This window comes from Achromobacter sp. NCFB-sbj8-Ac1-l (genome assembly GCF_052695805.1).
This window is the reverse complement of the sequence record NZ_CP199812.1, coordinates 4210341-4225118: the sequence shown is the minus strand read 5'-3', so window position 1 is coordinate 4225118 and position 14778 is coordinate 4210341. Positions and strand designations below refer to the sequence as shown.

At 66.4% G+C, this 14778-nt stretch carries 16 protein-coding genes; 7 read left to right on the top strand and 9 right to left on the bottom strand.

Features of this window, described 5'->3' with window-relative positions; genetic code table 11:
- Nucleotides 1-273 precede the first annotated feature (273 nt).
- From ACUDP5_RS19415 to ACUDP5_RS19390, 6 genes are all read right to left on the bottom strand, one after another.
- Nucleotides 274-1140: an ABC transporter permease gene (locus tag ACUDP5_RS19415; RefSeq protein ID WP_199164196.1), complete on the bottom strand. Its 867-nt coding sequence runs from the start codon at nt 1138-1140 to the stop codon at nt 274-276.
- A gap of 5 nt (nt 1141-1145) precedes the next feature.
- Nucleotides 1146-2069: an ABC transporter permease gene (locus ACUDP5_RS19410; protein ID WP_025135729.1), complete on the bottom strand. Its 924-nt coding sequence runs from the start codon at nt 2067-2069 to the stop codon at nt 1146-1148.
- Nucleotides 2070-2141: 72 nt separating this feature from the next.
- Nucleotides 2142-3674, bottom strand: coding sequence for an ABC transporter substrate-binding protein (locus ACUDP5_RS19405; protein ID WP_263911097.1), 1533 nt, complete (start codon nt 3672-3674; stop codon nt 2142-2144).
- Nucleotides 3675-3726: 52 nt separating this feature from the next.
- Entirely contained in the window at nt 3727-5580 is a 1854-nt protein-coding gene (locus ACUDP5_RS19400) for an ABC transporter ATP-binding protein (RefSeq protein WP_445656930.1), read from the bottom strand.
- A 9-nt stretch (nt 5581-5589) separates the two neighbouring features.
- Nucleotides 5590-6102 carry a winged helix DNA-binding protein gene (locus tag ACUDP5_RS19395; RefSeq protein ID WP_175195699.1) on the bottom strand — a complete coding sequence of 171 codons (513 nt, stop codon included), beginning with the start codon at nt 6100-6102 and terminating at the stop codon, nt 5590-5592.
- A gap of 133 nt (nt 6103-6235) precedes the next feature.
- On the bottom strand, nt 6236-6733 hold the full coding sequence (locus ACUDP5_RS19390) for an Lrp/AsnC family transcriptional regulator (RefSeq protein ID WP_263911095.1): 498 nt from the start codon (nt 6731-6733) through the stop codon (nt 6236-6238).
- A gap of 114 nt (nt 6734-6847) precedes the next feature.
- On the opposite strand from ACUDP5_RS19390, the gene ACUDP5_RS19385 reads away from it, so the two are divergent.
- Complete coding sequence (locus ACUDP5_RS19385; protein WP_445656929.1) at nt 6848-8329, top strand: aminotransferase class V-fold PLP-dependent enzyme; 1482 nt, start codon at nt 6848-6850, stop codon at nt 8327-8329.
- A gap of 113 nt (nt 8330-8442) precedes the next feature.
- On the opposite strand, the gene ACUDP5_RS19380 is transcribed toward ACUDP5_RS19385, so the two are convergent.
- Nucleotides 8443-8829 carry a hypothetical protein gene (locus tag ACUDP5_RS19380; RefSeq protein ID WP_445656928.1) on the bottom strand — a complete coding sequence of 129 codons (387 nt, stop codon included), beginning with the start codon at nt 8827-8829 and terminating at the stop codon, nt 8443-8445.
- Nucleotides 8830-9154: 325 nt separating this feature from the next.
- Here ACUDP5_RS19380 and fmdA point away from each other — a divergent pair, with 325 nt between their 5' ends.
- Both fmdA and ACUDP5_RS19370 read left to right on the top strand, forming a co-directional pair.
- The gene (fmdA, locus tag ACUDP5_RS19375) at nt 9155-10384 is read left to right on the top strand and encodes a formamidase (protein WP_263911092.1); all 1230 of its coding nucleotides are present in this window, start codon (nt 9155-9157) and stop codon (nt 10382-10384) included.
- A gap of 22 nt (nt 10385-10406) precedes the next feature.
- Nucleotides 10407-10739 carry an FmdB family zinc ribbon protein gene (locus ACUDP5_RS19370; RefSeq protein WP_445656927.1) on the top strand — a complete coding sequence of 111 codons (333 nt, stop codon included), beginning with the start codon at nt 10407-10409 and terminating at the stop codon, nt 10737-10739.
- 29 nt (nt 10740-10768) lie between these two features.
- Here the strand turns inward: ACUDP5_RS19370 and ACUDP5_RS19365 are convergent, their stop codons facing one another.
- A complete protein-coding gene (locus ACUDP5_RS19365; RefSeq protein WP_445656926.1) occupies nt 10769-11512 on the bottom strand; it encodes an ABC transporter substrate-binding protein in 744 nt (247 codons plus the stop codon).
- Between the two features lie 132 nt (nt 11513-11644).
- Nucleotides 11645-12070 carry a copper resistance protein NlpE gene (locus tag ACUDP5_RS19360; RefSeq protein WP_445656925.1) on the bottom strand — a complete coding sequence of 142 codons (426 nt, stop codon included), beginning with the start codon at nt 12068-12070 and terminating at the stop codon, nt 11645-11647.
- A 292-nt stretch (nt 12071-12362) separates the two neighbouring features.
- On the opposite strand from ACUDP5_RS19360, the gene ACUDP5_RS19355 reads away from it, so the two are divergent.
- The 4 genes from ACUDP5_RS19355 (at nt 12363) to ACUDP5_RS19340 (ending at nt 14764) form a co-directional block, all read left to right on the top strand.
- Nucleotides 12363-12758, top strand: a complete 396-nt coding sequence (locus tag ACUDP5_RS19355; RefSeq protein ID WP_445656924.1) for a GFA family protein — start codon at nt 12363-12365, stop codon at nt 12756-12758.
- 169 nt (nt 12759-12927) lie between these two features.
- Nucleotides 12928-13398, top strand: a complete 471-nt coding sequence (locus ACUDP5_RS19350) for an OsmC family protein (RefSeq protein WP_445656923.1) — start codon at nt 12928-12930, stop codon at nt 13396-13398.
- 128 nt (nt 13399-13526) lie between these two features.
- Nucleotides 13527-14174 (top strand): glutathione S-transferase family protein, encoded by a 648-nt coding sequence (locus ACUDP5_RS19345; RefSeq protein WP_445656922.1) that lies wholly within the window; start codon nt 13527-13529, stop codon nt 14172-14174.
- 14 nt (nt 14175-14188) lie between these two features.
- Entirely contained in the window at nt 14189-14764 is a 576-nt protein-coding gene (locus ACUDP5_RS19340; RefSeq protein WP_445656921.1) for a GNAT family N-acetyltransferase, read from the top strand.
- Nucleotides 14765-14778 lie beyond the last annotated feature (14 nt).

The window sequence follows — 14778 nt, the reverse complement described above, 5'->3', positions numbered from 1 at the left end:
AGTCATCCTCAAATGCGCTTATTGGCGCCCCGCCCGCCCCGCCGCCGGGCCGCCCCAAGGCGGGGTCGCCCCCTCGGGGGGCAGCAAGCCCGCGCAGCGGGTGCAGCGTGGGGGTCCTATCCTTCGGGCCGCCCCAAGGCGGGGTCGCCCCCTCGGGGGGCAGCAAGCCCGCGCAGCGGGTGCAGCGTGGGGGTCCTATCCTTCGGGCCGCCCCAAGGCGGGGCCGCCCCCTCGGGGGGCAGCAAGCCCGCGCAGCGGGTGCGGCGTGGGGGCTCACACTTTTCCAGTGGGGTCGAGGCGATCGCGCAGCCAGTCGCCGAGCAAATTCAAGCCCAGCACCGTCAGCATGATCGCCAGCCCCGGGAACACGCTGACCCACCAGGCCGTCTGCATGTAGGTGCGGCCATCGGCCAGCATACCGCCCCAGCTCGGGATCATCGGGTCCACGCCCAGCCCCAGGAAGGTCAGGCTGCTTTCCAGCAGGATGTTGTTGGCGACGTTCAGCGTCATCAGGATCACCAGCGGGCCCAGCAGGTTGGGCACGATGTGATGGCGGATCATGGCCAGGTCGCGCACCCCGAAGGCGCGGGCGGCCAGCACGAACTCGCGTTCACGCAGCGCCAGCACCTGCGCCCGCACCAGGCGCGCATACTGCACCCACTGCGAAATGATCATGAAGAAAATGACGTTGAACAGCCCCCCGCCCAGGATGGCGATGAAGGTGATCGCCACCAGGATGAACGGCAGCGCCAGCTGCACGTCGGCAAAGCGCATCACGATCATGTCCCAGAAGCCGCGGTAGTAGCCGGCGATCAGGCCCATGACGATGCCCAGCAGCGCGCCGCCCAGCACCGAAATGAAACCGACCATCAGCGAGATCTTGCCACCCACGATCACGCGGGCCAGCACGTCGCGGCCCAGCGGGTCGGTGCCGAAGGGGTGGGCCGCGGTCGTGAACGGCGCGGTCAGGCGGGCGGCCAGGTCCATGGCTTCGCCGCCGTCGGGAAACAGCCAGCCCGAGGCCAGCACCAGAATGACCATGAGGCCGGTGAGCAGGGCGCCCAGCACGAATTCCAGCGAACGGTAGCGGCTGCGCGGCTTGGGGGCCGCGGGCGCGGCGGTGGGGGTGGTGGTCTGCATAAGGCTCAGCGCGTGCGGATTCGGGGATCGACGATGCCGTAGGCGATGTCGACGATCAGGTTGACCAGGACGATGACGGCGGCCAGCACGGTGACCGTGCCTTGCAGCACCGGATAGTCGCGGCCGGAAATGGCGTCGAACGCCAGCGTGCCTAGGCCGGGCCAGTTGAACACCATCTCGATGACGACGATGCCGCCGATCAGGCCGCCGAACTGCAGGCCCAGGTAGGTGATGAGCGGAATCGCGCAGTTGCGCAGCGCGTGCTTGTACAGCACCACGCGTTCCTTCAGGCCCTTGCTGCGCGCCACCATGATGTATTGCGCGGACAGCGTTTCCAGCATGGTGGTGCGCACCAGGCGGATATTGGTGGCCGACAGAATGATGGCCATGGTCAGCGACGGCAGCACCAGGCTGGCCGGACCGCTCCAGCCTGACGGCGGCAGCAGCGGGAAGGTGATCGACAACAGCAGCACCAGCATCAGCGCCAGCCAGAAATTGGGAAACGACAGCCCCACCAGCGACAGGATGCGGATGGTCTGGTCGGTGGCCTTGCCGCGCTTGATGGCGGCCTGGATGCCCAGCGGCAACGAAATCAGGATCGACGCGATCAGCGACGTGAAGGCCAGCATCAGCGTGGCGGGCAGGGCGTCGCCGATCAGCTTGGCGACCGGCGTGCCGCCCATGAAGCTGCGGCCGAAGTCGCCGTGGAGCAGGCCTTGCATGTAGCTCAGGTATTGCACGTGGAACGGCCGGTTCAGGCCCAGCGCCTGGCGGATGTTGGCCAGGTCCTGCTCGGTCACGCTGCCCGAGCCCTGGCTCAGCATCAGCGCGGGGTCGCCGGTCAGGCGCACGGCATAGGAAACAAGCAGCGTCACGGCCACGATCACGAAGACCGCCTGCAACACGCGTTTAATCAGAAATCCGGTCATGAGGCGCCGCCCCGGTTTTCACCGGGGCGGGTCAGTAGGGTTAATGCGCAAGCGCGCAGCGCTTCGGGGGGGTTAGTCCACCGACGTGTCGACGAAGCGGAAGCGGATGTCGCCCGGGACTTCCAGGTTCTTGACGCGCTTGTTCACGCCCACGATCGTGTTCAGGCTGTACAGCGGCAGTTCCAGCGCCTGGTCGGCCACGTAGCCGGCGATTTCCTGCAGCATGGCTTCGCGCTTCTTCACGTCATAGACGGTGCGTTGCGCTTCCAGCATGGCGTTCAGCTTGGGATCGTTGTCGTACGGGTTCCACTTCTGGCCCGAGTGATACATCAGGTAGGCCGTGTTGTCGTAGTCGTACGTCCAGCCGCCCCATTGGTTCTGCCACATCTCGCCGGTCTTGCCGCCGGGGATGATGTCGTTGAGCAGCACGCCGGTTTCGTACGGCTTGATGGTGGCGCGCACGCCCACGGCCTGCAGGTAGCCCGACACGGCCTGGGCCACTTCGCGGAAGTTCGAATCGCTGCCGCGCACGTCGATCTGCACCGTGGCGCCGGCCTTGATGCCGGCGCCGGCCAGCAGCTTCTTGGCTTCGGCGGGGTTGAACGGCAGGGGCTTCTGGTCGGGGTTGTAGCCGAACGACTGCGGGCCCTGGAAGCTGGCGATGGTCTTGGCCTGGCCCAGCAGCAGCTGCTTGACGATGGCGTCGCGGTCCACGGCCATGATCAGCGCGCGGCGCACGTCGCGGTGCTGGGTGATGCCGGTCTTGGTGTTGTAGCGCAGCGCGAAGGCCACCGGGCCGCCGGTCGAGATGACATCGGCGTTGCCCGACTTCTTCACGGTCTCGATCAGGCCCAGCGGGATCAGCGTGGCGACGTCGATGCGGCCGGCTTGCAGCTCGGCCACCTGGGTGCCCGGTTCGCCGATGAAGCGATACACCACCTTGTCCAGCTTGGGCTTGCCGCCCCAGTAGTCGTCGTTGCGCGCCAGGGTCACGTTGACCTTGGGCTGGTAGCTTTCGAACTTGAACGGGCCCGTGCCGACCGGGTGGGTGTTGAAGTTGTCTTCGCCCTTTTCCTGGATGTACTTGGGCGGCACGATCATGGCGCCGTAGCCGGCCAGCTTGGTCAAGAGCACCGGGTCCGGCTGCTTCAGGATGAAGTCGACGGTGTATTCGTCCACCACCTTGACCTCGCCGATCGAGTCGTAGTTGGACTTCTGCGGGCCCTTGGCGCCTTCGGCGCCCAGCAGGCGTTCAAAGGTGAACTTCACGGCTTCGGCGTTGAAGGGTTCGCCGTTGTGGAACTTCACGCCCTGGCGCAGCGTAAAGCGCAGGCGCTTGTTGTCGTCCAGGTATTCCCACTTGGTGGCCAGGCCGGGTTGCAGCTTCAGGTCGGCGCCGCGCATCGTCAGGCCGTCGTACAGGTTGCTGCCGACCGAACCCCAGAACGTCACGAAGGTGTCGATCGGGTCCCAGCTGCCCGGGTCCTGGTTGATGGCTACGTTGAGCGTGCCGGCGGCTTGCGCGGTCGACAGGACCGCGGGCAGCGCGCCGCCCAGCGCCAGGGCCAGGGCGGTGGCGGTGAAGGTTTTGCGTAGGGAGAGCATGTTCAACTCCAGGGACGGGAAATCGGGCGGGCCGACGTGAAAAAGAGGGGGTTCAGGCCGCACGGGCCACGCGGTGGCCGGGCGCGAATTCAACCAGGGGAATGATCGCGGGTTCGTCGCCCACGCGCCGCACGGGGCTGGGGATCTCGCCCTCGATCAGCGAGGTATCGATGTGGCGGCCCGGTTCGGCCACCGGCACGGCGGCCAGCAGCTTGCGGGTGTAGGCATGCTGCGGCGATTCGAAAATCTGGCGGCGGGTGCCCAGCTCGACGATCTGGCCCAGGTACAGCACCGCCACGCGGTGGCTGACCTTTTCCACCACCGCCATGTCGTGGGTGATGAACAGGTACGACAGGCCGCGGTCTTTCTGCAGGTCCATCAGCAGGTTCAGGATCTGCGCCTGGATCGATACGTCCAGCGCCGACACCGATTCGTCGGCAATGATCAGTTTGGGGTTGCTGGCCAGGGCGCGCGCGATGCACACGCGCTGGCGCTGGCCGCCCGAGAATTCATGCGGATAGCGGCGGGCGTGTTCGGGTTTCAGGCCCACTTGTTCCAGCAGTTCGCCCACGCGGCGCGCGATGGCGTCGTCGCCCGCCAGCAGGCCGTGGGTGCGGATGGGTTCGGCGATGCTGAACGCCACCGTCTTGCGCGGGTCCAGCGAGGCGTACGGGTCCTGGAAGATGTACTGGATTTCCTGGCGCAGGCGCTGGCGCCCGGCCGCGTCCATCGAAAAAATGTCCTGGCCGTTGTAGCGCACGGCGCCCGAGGTCGGCGCCACCAGCTGTTGCAGCGTCTTGCCGATGGTGGACTTGCCGCTGCCCGATTCACCCACCAGCGCCAGCGTCTCGCCGGGGTAGACGTCAAAGCTCACTTCTTCCACCGCGTGCACGCGGTGCGTGACGCGGCCGAACAGGTTGTGGCCGACGTCAAAGCGGGTAGTCAGTTTTTCCACGCGCAGCACCGGCTCGTCGTAGCGGGCGGTGTCCTGCTCGCGGGTCTCGCCCACTTCGCGCAGCGTGTCGCCTTCCAGCACCGTCTGCGGCGTGCGCAGCGGCAGGTCGCGGCCGGTCAGGCTGCCCAGGCGCGGCACCGCGGCCAGCAGCGCGCGGGTATAGGGGTGCTTGGGCGCGCGGAAAATCTCTTCCACGGTACCTTGTTCGACCTTCTTGCCGCGCAGCATCACGACGACGTCGTCGGCCATCTCGGCCACCACGCCCATGTCGTGCGTGATGAAGATGACGGCCGTGCCCAGGTCGCGTTGCAGTTCGCGCACGGTGTTCAGGATCTGCGCCTGGATGGTGACGTCCAGCGCGGTGGTCGGCTCGTCGGCGATCAGCAGCCGCGGCTGGCACGACAGCGCCATGGCGATCATCACCCGCTGGCGCATGCCGCCCGACAGCTGGTGCGGGTAGCGGTCCAGCAGCTGCTCGGCGTCGGGCAGGCGCACTTTTTCCAGCAGGGCGCGCGCCGATTTGCGCGCGGCCGACGGCGACAGCTGCTGGTGCAGCATGATCGCTTCGACGATCTGGTCGCCGATCGTGAACACCGGGTTCAGCGAGGTCATCGGTTCCTGGAAGATCATCGCGATGTCGTTGCCGCGGATGGCGCGCATCTGCTCGTCCGACGCGGCGGTCAGGTCGACTTCCTGGCCGGCGCTGTTCTGGAACAGGATCTTGCCGGTGGCAATGCGACCGTTGTTGTAGTCCGTCAGCCGCATGATGGCCATGGACGTGACCGACTTGCCCGAGCCGGACTCGCCGACGATGGCCAGCGTCTTGCCCGGTCGCACGTCGAAGTCCAGGTTGTCGACGGCGCGGAACACGCCGTTCGCGGTGTTGAAATCGACCGACACGCCGCGCACGGACAGAAGCGGCTGGCTTGAAGAGGCAAGGGTGCTAGACAACGTGAATTCTCACAGCGAGGTGGCGGCGCGGGCAGCCTGGTCGTACAGGCCCGACAGGGCGCGCAGGGTGTTGGCCAGCTGGCGGCTGGCGTCGTCCGCGGCGGGCGAATCAATGAACGGCTTGACCAGGCACTGCTCGCGCACTTCGGCGTAGCGCTGGATCGCGGCCGCGCCGGCATCGGTGGTGGTGTAGATCACTTCCTTGCCGGTCTTGGCGCTTTGCACCACGCCCAGCCGCTCGAGCTTCTTGAGCGAATAGTTCACCAGGTGGGTGTCTTCGACATTGAGCGTGAAGCAGATGTCGGCCAGCTTCTTGCCGCGGCCGCGGTGGAACACGTGGTTCAGCACCAGGATGTCCAGCGAGGTCAGTTCCGGCAGCCCGGCGCAGGCCATGCAGCGGACCATCCAGCGGTTGAAGGCGTGCGACGCGATGATCAGGCCGAACTCCACCTCGGACAGCTCCGGGGCGGACGAGGCGAGATGGGAGGAGGAAACAATGGCGTCCCGGACGGAAACAGACATGGGCGGCTAGTTGGGGACGGATCGACAACAAAACGTTGGCGAATTATTGACGATTTGTCGATATGGGCACATCCGGGATAACCCGTGGATATAAGCCACCCCGGGGCTTCATGACCGGGAGTTATCGCAGCCGTTATCCCGGCGTGCCGTCCTCGACCGCACCCGCCAATTGCGTCAGGTCGGGCGGCCGGTTCTCGATAATGGCTTCCATGCTGAAAAAGCCCGTCACCGTCGACAGCTCGAAGTCGGTGATCAGCTTCTGGTAGAAGCGGTCGTAGCCGGCGATGCCGCGGCAGGTGACCTTGATCAGGTAATCCCAGTCGCCGCCGATGCGGTAGAACTCGGTCACCTCGGGCAGGCGCTCGACGTGGCGCCGAAAGCCATCGGCCCAGTCCTTGGCGTGGTGGCTGGTGCGGATCATCACGAACACGGTCAGGTCCAGCCCCAGCGCCACCAGGTTGACCTGGGCGCGGGTGCCGCGAATGATGCCGCTGGCGTTCAGCCGCTGCAGCCGGCGCCAGCAGGCGTTCTGCGACAAACCGACCCGATCCGCCAGCTCGCGCTGCGACAGCGAACCCTCGCGTTGCAGGCAAGCAATGATACTTAGATCAAATTTGTCTATTTTTTCCATGAATTCGATCAAATGAACGGTTTTTAGTGATTTTCACCAAAATTTAGGTGAGGTTTCAAATTTATTTCCACCGTATGATATTCCGAGATAAATCCCTGTTCTCGTCTCACCATCATGTCTACCCAAGCGACCCCGGCCATCACAGGGCCGTTGCGCCAGTTTCAAGAATCCCTGGTATCCGCCGACATCGCCGCCGCCCTCGCTGACGGGCTGATCGGCAAGGACGCCGTCATCGACGGCCCTTACGGCACCAAGCCGCTCGTCTACGCCGACTACGTGGCGTCGGGCCGGGCGCTCATGCAGGTCGAACGCTTCGTGCTCGAGCACGTGCTGCCTTACTACGCCAACTCGCACACCGAGGCCTCTTACTGCGGCGGCTTCATCACACGCCTGCGCCGCGAAGCCCGCGCCGTCGTCGGCCGCTGTTGCGGCGCCAGCGACGAACATGCCGTGATCTTCTCGGGCTCGGGTGCCACGATGGGCATCAACCGCCTGGTGCACCTGCTTGGCGTGTCCGCCGCGGTGGCCGCGGGCCGCAAGGTCCGCATCGTCATCGGCCCCTACGAGCATCACTCCAATATCCTGCCGTGGCGCGAATGCGGCGCCGAACTCCTCTCGGTGGCCGAAAGCCCGCTGGGCGGCCCCGACCTCGCCGAGCTGGACGCCGCCTTGCAGGCCCCGGCCGGCACGCTGGTCGTCTGCGCACTGTCCGCCGCGTCCAACGTCACCGGCATCGTGGCCGACGTGGCGGCGATCACCCGGCGCGTCAAGCAGACCGGCGCAAGAATGGTCTGGGACTACGCCGGCGGCGCGCCCTACCTGGACATCCGCATGTCGCCCGCGGCCGATGCCTTGATCGACGCCATCGTATTCTCGCCGCACAAGTTCATCGGCGGGCCGGGGGCATCCGGCATCCTGATCGTACGCCGCGACGCCGTGGTGCCGGACACGCCCACGTTTCCGGGCGGCGGCACCGTCAAGTTCGTCTCGCCCGCCGGCCACGACTACAGCGCCAGCCTCGAAGCCCGCGAAGAAGCCGGCACGCCCAACGTGGTGGGCGACATCCGCGCCGCGCTGGTGCTGCTGGTGAAAGACGCGCTGGGCGCCGATTTCATGCAGCGCCGCAATGCCGACCTGGTGCGGCGTGCGCTGGCTCGCTGGCAAGGCGTGCCGCAGCTGGAGTTGCTGGGGTCGCTGACCGCGCCGCGCCTGCCGATCTTCTCCTTCCGCGTGCGCAACGGCCGTGGCGGCTTCGTGCACCAGCAACTGGTGACGCGCATGCTGAGCGACCGCTTCGGCATCCAGGCCCGCGGCGGCTGCGCCTGCGCCGGGCCGTACGTCCATCACCTGCTGGACATCGACGCGGCCGAATCCTCGCAGATGCGCCAGGCCATTCTCGCGGGCCGTGAAATCGAAAAGCCGGGCTTCATCCGCCTGAATTTCAGCGTGCTGCTGGCCGACGCCAAGGCCGATTTCATCCTGGATTCGGTGCTGGCGCTGGCGGCCGATGCCACCGACTTCGAAGCCGACTACGACTTCGACCCCAGCCGGGCGATCTTCTTCCCGCGCGTGGCCGAGCCAGAAGCCGTCGGCTGATCGGCCCGCTTGTCGGGGGTGCCCTGAACGTCGGCCGTACCTGCGGCCGACGTTTTCATCTGGGCGGCCGATTGCCGCGCGAGGTCATGCCTGGCCGGGTCGCGCGCCTGTCGTCAGGGCTGCTTCATGTAGGGGCCGCAGGTATCGATCCAGGCGGTCTTCTTGGCGGCCAGATTGTCCGGCAGCGTTGTCATCGACTGCACCGTCCTGTCCGGAAACTGGCCGCCGTCGCGCGTGCACTGTTCGTAGTCGTCGACCAGCGCAAACTCCATGTCGAGCAGGTCCAGTCGCCCCTGGCACAGCAGCGAATTCAGCTGGTGCAGATTGGTCACTTCGCGTTTGGTCTGCACCGTGACGGCCTCCTTGTAGCGCGCGACGCTGGCGTCGAATTGCGCCACGCATTGCTCGTCGGCCTGTGCCGATACGGGCAGCGCCGCGGCGAGCAGCAAGGCGGCGGACAAGGGGCGGGGCAGGAGGCGGAAAGCGTTGGGCAGGAACATGGAGGTGGGCGGGCGTTGCGGCGAGAAGGCGACAGGCGATGGCGGCATCATAACTGCCAGGGCCGATGCCCCGCGACCGGGGCCATCTCGCGGCCGCGATGGGCACTGCGTATAAACCCAGTTTACGCACGCCCGAAACTGGCCTACCGTGCAAGACGAATCGCGGGCTTGCACGACCTGGGGCCATCGCCCGTTCAACAGGGGCGGTCCGGCTGGCCCGGATGCGTGCCAGGCTCAAGGGGCGACAGCATCCGGCCCGCGATTGAGGTTCTGTTTTATCAACACTTTTGTTTTGCCAAAACACTACGTTGGAGATGAAAGAGAAATGACCGATACGCTCATCCGGGTCGACCTGGCCCAATCCCCCTACGAAAACAAGCAGATCCACAACCGCTGGCATCCGGACATTCCCATGGCGGTGTGGGTCAAGCCCGGCGATGACTTCATCCTGGAAACCTATGATTGGACCGGCGGCGCGATCAAGAACGACGACAGCGCGGACGACGTGCGCGACGTGGACCTGTCCACCGTGCACTTCCTGTCGGGCCCGGTGGGGGTAGAGGGCGCCGAACCCGGCGACTTGCTGGTGGTGGACCTGCTGGACATCGGCGCCAAGCCGGACAGCCTGTGGGGCTTCAATGGATTTTTCAGCCGCACCAACGGCGGCGGCTTCCTGACCGATCATTTTCCGCATGCGCAGAAATCCATCTGGGATTTTCACGGCATGTTCACGTCGTCGCGGCACATTCCGGGCGTGAATTTCGCCGGGCTGATCCACCCCGGCCTGATCGGCTGCCTGCCCGACAAGAAGCTGCTGGACACCTGGAACCAGCGTGAGCAGGCGCTGATCGATACGAACCCCAACCGCGTGCCGCCGCTGGCCAATCCGCCGGCCCCGAAGACAGCCCACATGGGCGCCCTGCAAGGGGCCGATCGCGACCGCGCGGCGGGCGAAGGCGCACGCACCGTGCCGCCGCGCGAACACGGCGGCAACTGCGACATCAAGGACCTGTCACGCGGCGCGCGGGTGTTCTTCCCGGTATACGTCAAGGGCGGCGGCCTGTCGGTGGGCGACCTGCATTTTTCGCAGGGCGACGGCGAAATCACCTTCTGCGGCGCCATCGAAATGGCCGGCTGGGTGCACATGCGCGTCACGCTCATCAAGGGCGGCATGGAAAAGTACGCCATCAAGAATCCCATCTTCAAGCCCAGCCCGATCACGCCGGCCTACAAGGACTACCTGATCTTCGAAGGCATCTCGGTGGACGAAGGCGGCAAGCAGCACTACCTGGACGTCAACGTGGCCTACCGCCAGGCTTGCCTGAACGCCATCGAATACCTGAAGAAGTTCGGGTATTCCGGGGCGCAGGCCTATTCCCTGCTGGGTTGCGCGCCGGTGCAGGGGCATATCAGCGGGGTGGTGGATATTCCGAATTCCTGCGCCACGTTGTGGCTGCCCACCGAAATCTTCGATTTCGACATCCAGCCGTCGGCATCCGGGCCGGTCAAGCACATCAAGGGCGGCATCGACATGCCCTTGTCGCGCGATCGCTGACCCGGCGCACAAGGAGCCTGCCATGCCCATGTATGACTATTCCTGCGCGGACTGCGGCGACTTCGCGGCGCTGCGGCCGTTGGCGCAGTGGCGCGATCCGGCGGCGTGTCCGGATTGCGGTGCAATGTCTGGCCGCATCGTCGGCGGCGCGCCGGCGATTTCGGCGTTGTCGTCCGCGGTGAACCGCGCCCATGCCGCCAACGAACGCAGCGCCAACGAGCCGCGCAGCACGCGTTCGGGCCACGGCATGAACTGCGGCTGCTGCGCGGGCGGGCGCAAAAGCGGCAAGACGCGCACCACTGCCGATGGGGCGAAATCCTTTGCCGGCTCGCGGCCCTGGATGATCAGCCACTGACCCCCGGCAAGGCCGCGCCTGCCGGAAGGCTACCCCTGGTTTTCCAGCGGCGCCACCGCCGCGCCCTGGATGTTGTGACGCGCCAGGGCGTCGGCGACGAAGCCCGTTTTCTTCATGGCTTCGACAAACGCCGACAGGTAGGCGCTGGCCTTCGCGCCACGGCTCTTGGGCACGCCCATGGCCTGGCGGATCAGCATGAAATGACCGTCCAGAAGGCGCAGGCCGCCCAGGCGCTCGGCGTCGGCTTCCAGCTGCTGCTTCACGCCGGCCGCGACTTCCAGGTTTTCCTGGATGAAGGTGTCGACCACGGCGGGCGAGGTGGGCGCGCGGAAGATCTCGGCGTGCTTGAGTTCACGGGTCAGGTACAGGTCGTAGGCGCTGCCTTTGCCGACCACCACGCGCTGGCCGGTGCAGTCCACTTCTTCCTGGCGGGTGATGGTTGAGTCCTGGCGCACCAGGTAGGCGCCTTCGATGACCACGTAGGGGGCGGTGAAGGCGATCTGTTCGCCGCGCAGCGGGTCGATCGCGAAAAAGCCCACGTCGGCTTGCTCGGCGGCCACCGCGTTGACCGACTCGCCGGCCGATTTGAACACCACCAATTCCAGTTTCACGTCCAGCCGGCGCGCCAGTTCCGTCGCCAGGTCCACCGACACGCCGCCAGGGGCACCGGTGTCGGGATGCGTGTTGGCCAGGATGGGGTTGCCCAGGTTGATGGAGGCGCGCAGCGTCCCCGTCGGGGCGAAGGCGTCGAGCAATTCGTGATCGGTTTTCATGGTGTTGCTTCCTTGGGTGCGCACCGGTACGTGCACGCCGCCCGGCGTGGGCCGGGCGGCGGGGCAGGTTCAGCCTGCAAGCATAGCCGGAAGACGGCGGCCTGCGCGATGCCGCCCCGGCGGCGCCTTGGGCTACCGGGCGCGCCGCAGCACGTAGTGCGGGGCCAGCGGGCCGGTCGGGCGGGTGCCATCGCGGTACAGCAGGATGACCTGGTTTTCGGCGATGAAATAGCGCTGGCTGTCGCCGGAGGCATCGAGCCGGATGGTGCTGCCGTCGGACTCCCAGCTGAACGTGCCGGCCACGGTTTCGGGCTGCGGCTGGCGGTCCAGGTATTGGGTGCTGCGTTCGTAGCGGCCGTCTTTCATCAGCGTCAGGCGCGTCTGGATGCCGGGGCAATCGGCGCAGGGCAGGGTGCCTTCGTAGCTGCCGGGCCAGTCCAGGGCGTTGCGGGCCGTATGGTTGTCCACGGGCACGGACCGTGCGGTGATGGGTTTGGAAGGGGTGCAGCCGGCAAGCAGGGCGACTGTCAGGGTGCAGGTCAGGGTGGTTTTCATCATGGCGAGCTCCTGTGTAGCTGAGCGTCCACGATACGGACGCAAGCTTGTCCTTGCTGAAACGGGTTGTAAAGGTCATGCGGGCGCTGTCCCGCTATGCGGGAAGGTGTTGCGGACGGCGGAATCAAGGAAGGCCCGGCTGCGCGTCAAAGGGGACGATGGCGGCAAGCGAGCCGCCGGATCTTGGCCGTGGTTGCCCCTCAGCAGGGCCGTATCGGTGCGCTGCACGCCGTTCGCCCACGCTACGCTTATATCTTGAGCCGGCCGCCTGCCGCGGCCACCAAGGAGACTCGCCATGAAGGGAAGCTGCCTGTGCGGCGCCGTGGCCTACGAAGCAGATCGCCTGTCGGGGCCGATCTTCCATTGCCATTGCGCCACGTGCCGCAAGTCGCACGGGGCCGCGTTCGCGTCGACCGCGCGGGTGGCGCGCGAAGACTTTCGCTGGACCCGGGGCCAGGCCACGCTGGGGGCGTATGAGTCCTCGCCCGGCAAGATCCGCCACTTCTGCACGGCCTGTGGCGCGCACCTGATGGCGCACTGGGTCGACCGGCCGCAGGTCATCTTGCGGGTGGCCACGCTGGACGATGACCCGGGTGCGCGGCCGGCCGCGCATATTCATATGTCGCACGATGTGCCGTGGCTGGTCGACGGGCCCGACGTGGCGGCGTACCCGGATGCGCCGCCTGCGTGAGGCAAGCCGGTCCGAAACGTGCGTCCGAAACGTGCGTCCCAAATGCGTGTCCCAAATGCGTGTCCCAAATGTGGGCCCCATTTGTCCCACATTGACCTTCACTGGCTTCGCGCGCTTGGGCTACGCTATCCGTCTTCGTACCCGCACTGCACCCTCAGGAATTCCTGCCATGAAAGGCGAACACCACTACGACGTCAACGTGACCTGGACCGGCAACACCGGCAAGGGCACCGCCAGTTATACGGCCTATTCCCGCGACCATGTCATCCAGGCGCCCGGCAAGGCCGACATCGCCGGCTCGGCCGATCCCGCCTTTCGCGGTGACGCGGCCCGCTGGAATCCCGAAGACCTGCTGGTGGCGTCGCTGTCGGCCTGCCACAAGCTCTGGTACCTGCACCTGTGCGCGGTCGAAGGCATCGTGGTCACCGTCTATCGCGACGACGCGCAAGGCGTCATGCGTGAAGACCCGGACCATGGCGGCGCGTTCGCGTCAGTGACGCTGCGGCCCGAGGTCACCATCCAGGCGGGCGGCGACGCCGGCCTGGCCGAAGCCCTGCACGCCCGCGCGCACCACTTCTGCTACATCGCGAACTCCGTGAAATTCCCGGTGCACTGCGAGCCGCGCATCGTCGTGGCCTGAAGCCGACCCGCGTGGCGTGGCTTGAACCCGGTCCGTGCATGGCGACCCGAACCTGACACGCATTGTTCATCCGCATTTCCGACCCGCATTTCCGACCCGCATTTCCCATCCATTTCAAGGACGCCAACATGCTGACCATCTGGGGCCGGCGCAGTTCATTCAATGTGCAGAAGGTGCTGTGGCTGGCGGGTGAACTGGGCCTGTCCTACGAACACGTGCCGGCCGGCGGGCAATTCGGCGTGCTGGATACGCCGCAGTTCCGCCGCCTGAACCCGCACGGCAAGGTGCCGCTGCTGCGCGACGGCGACACGGTGGTGTGGGAATCCCATGCCATCCTGCGCTATCTGGCCGCGCGCCATGGCGCCGCCGCGTTCTGGCCGGCGGATCCGGCGCGGCGCGTCCGGGCCGACGGCTGGATGGATTGGGCGCAGACGGCGTTGCAGCCGGCCTTCCTGTCAGGTGTGTTCTGGGGCTATTACCGCACCCCCGAAGCCGCGCGCGACACGGCGGCCATCGCGCGCAGCGTGGCGGCCACCCATGCCTGCCTGCAGCAACTGGACGCGGTGCTGGCCACGCAGCCCTATCTGGAGGGCGACGCGCTGACACTGGCCGACATTCCGGCAGCCACATCCCTGTACCGTTACTACGAACTGGACATCGACCACGCGCCGCTTCCCAATGTGCGCGCCTGGTACGAGCGCCTGCAGGCGCGCCCGGCCTATCGCGAACATGTCATGGTGCCGTTTGGCGAATTGAAGGGGCGGCTGGATTTTTGATTTAAGCTGCTCGCATGTCTTTCCCCATCACCGACTGGCCGCACCATGCCCCCGACCTGGGCATCGCCGGCCTGCGCCTGCGTCGGCTGCATGACGCGGACGCCGCCGATTGGTACGCCTACCTGAATGACGATGCCGTCACGCGCCACACCAGTTGGCAGCTTGACGGCCCGGAAACATTGGTCCGGCTGATCCGCGGCTATGCCGACCCGGCCGCCACGCACAGCGTGCGCCTGGCCATTGCCGGGGCCGACGACCGGCTGATCGGCACCATCGGCTTGAACGAGATTTCGTTGCCGAACTACCGCGCCGAAATCGCCTACGATCTGGCGCCGACGCACTGGCGCCAGGGCATTGCCACGCAGGCCTGCACGGTTGTCACCGACTGGGCCTTGCAGACGCTGGGCCTGGCCCGGGTGCAGGCCACGGTGCTGGATACCAACACGGCCTCGGCCGGCGTGCTGGAACGCTGCCGCTTTCATCGCGAAGGGCTGTTGCACCACTATCGCGTGGTGCGCGGCGAGTCGCGCCATTTCTGGATCTACGCCCGCATCTGGCCGCCCCCCATCGTGGGGGCGGAATGCGGCTAGGAAATTTCAAACCG

Bases quoted from the DNA above. Each gene is read 5' to 3' on its own strand.
- ACUDP5_RS19350 (WP_445656923.1), top strand. From the start codon at position 12,928: ATGAAAGGCGAACACCACTACGACGTCAACGTGACCTGGACCGGCAAC.
- ACUDP5_RS19405 (WP_263911097.1), bottom strand. From the start codon at position 3,674: ATGCTCTCCCTACGCAAAACCTTCACCGCCACCGCCCTGGCCCTGGCG.
- ACUDP5_RS19360 (WP_445656925.1), bottom strand. From the start codon at position 12,070: ATGATGAAAACCACCCTGACCTGCACCCTGACAGTCGCCCTGCTTGCC.
- ACUDP5_RS19395 (WP_175195699.1), bottom strand. From the start codon at position 6,102: ATGTCTGTTTCCGTCCGGGACGCCATTGTTTCCTCCTCCCATCTCGCC.
- ACUDP5_RS19385 (WP_445656929.1), top strand. From the start codon at position 6,848: ATGTCTACCCAAGCGACCCCGGCCATCACAGGGCCGTTGCGCCAGTTT.
- ACUDP5_RS19340 (WP_445656921.1), top strand. From the start codon at position 14,189: ATGTCTTTCCCCATCACCGACTGGCCGCACCATGCCCCCGACCTGGGC.
- ACUDP5_RS19390 (WP_263911095.1), bottom strand. From the start codon at position 6,733: ATGGAAAAAATAGACAAATTTGATCTAAGTATCATTGCTTGCCTGCAA.
- ACUDP5_RS19410 (WP_025135729.1), bottom strand. From the start codon at position 2,069: ATGACCGGATTTCTGATTAAACGCGTGTTGCAGGCGGTCTTCGTGATC.
- ACUDP5_RS19370 (WP_445656927.1), top strand. From the start codon at position 10,407: ATGCCCATGTATGACTATTCCTGCGCGGACTGCGGCGACTTCGCGGCG.
- ACUDP5_RS19365 (WP_445656926.1), bottom strand. From the start codon at position 11,512: ATGAAAACCGATCACGAATTGCTCGACGCCTTCGCCCCGACGGGGACG.
- ACUDP5_RS19355 (WP_445656924.1), top strand. From the start codon at position 12,363: ATGAAGGGAAGCTGCCTGTGCGGCGCCGTGGCCTACGAAGCAGATCGC.
- ACUDP5_RS19345 (WP_445656922.1), top strand. From the start codon at position 13,527: ATGCTGACCATCTGGGGCCGGCGCAGTTCATTCAATGTGCAGAAGGTG.
- fmdA (WP_263911092.1), top strand. From the start codon at position 9,155: ATGACCGATACGCTCATCCGGGTCGACCTGGCCCAATCCCCCTACGAA.
- ACUDP5_RS19380 (WP_445656928.1), bottom strand. From the start codon at position 8,829: ATGTTCCTGCCCAACGCTTTCCGCCTCCTGCCCCGCCCCTTGTCCGCC.
- ACUDP5_RS19415 (WP_199164196.1), bottom strand. From the start codon at position 1,140: ATGCAGACCACCACCCCCACCGCCGCGCCCGCGGCCCCCAAGCCGCGC.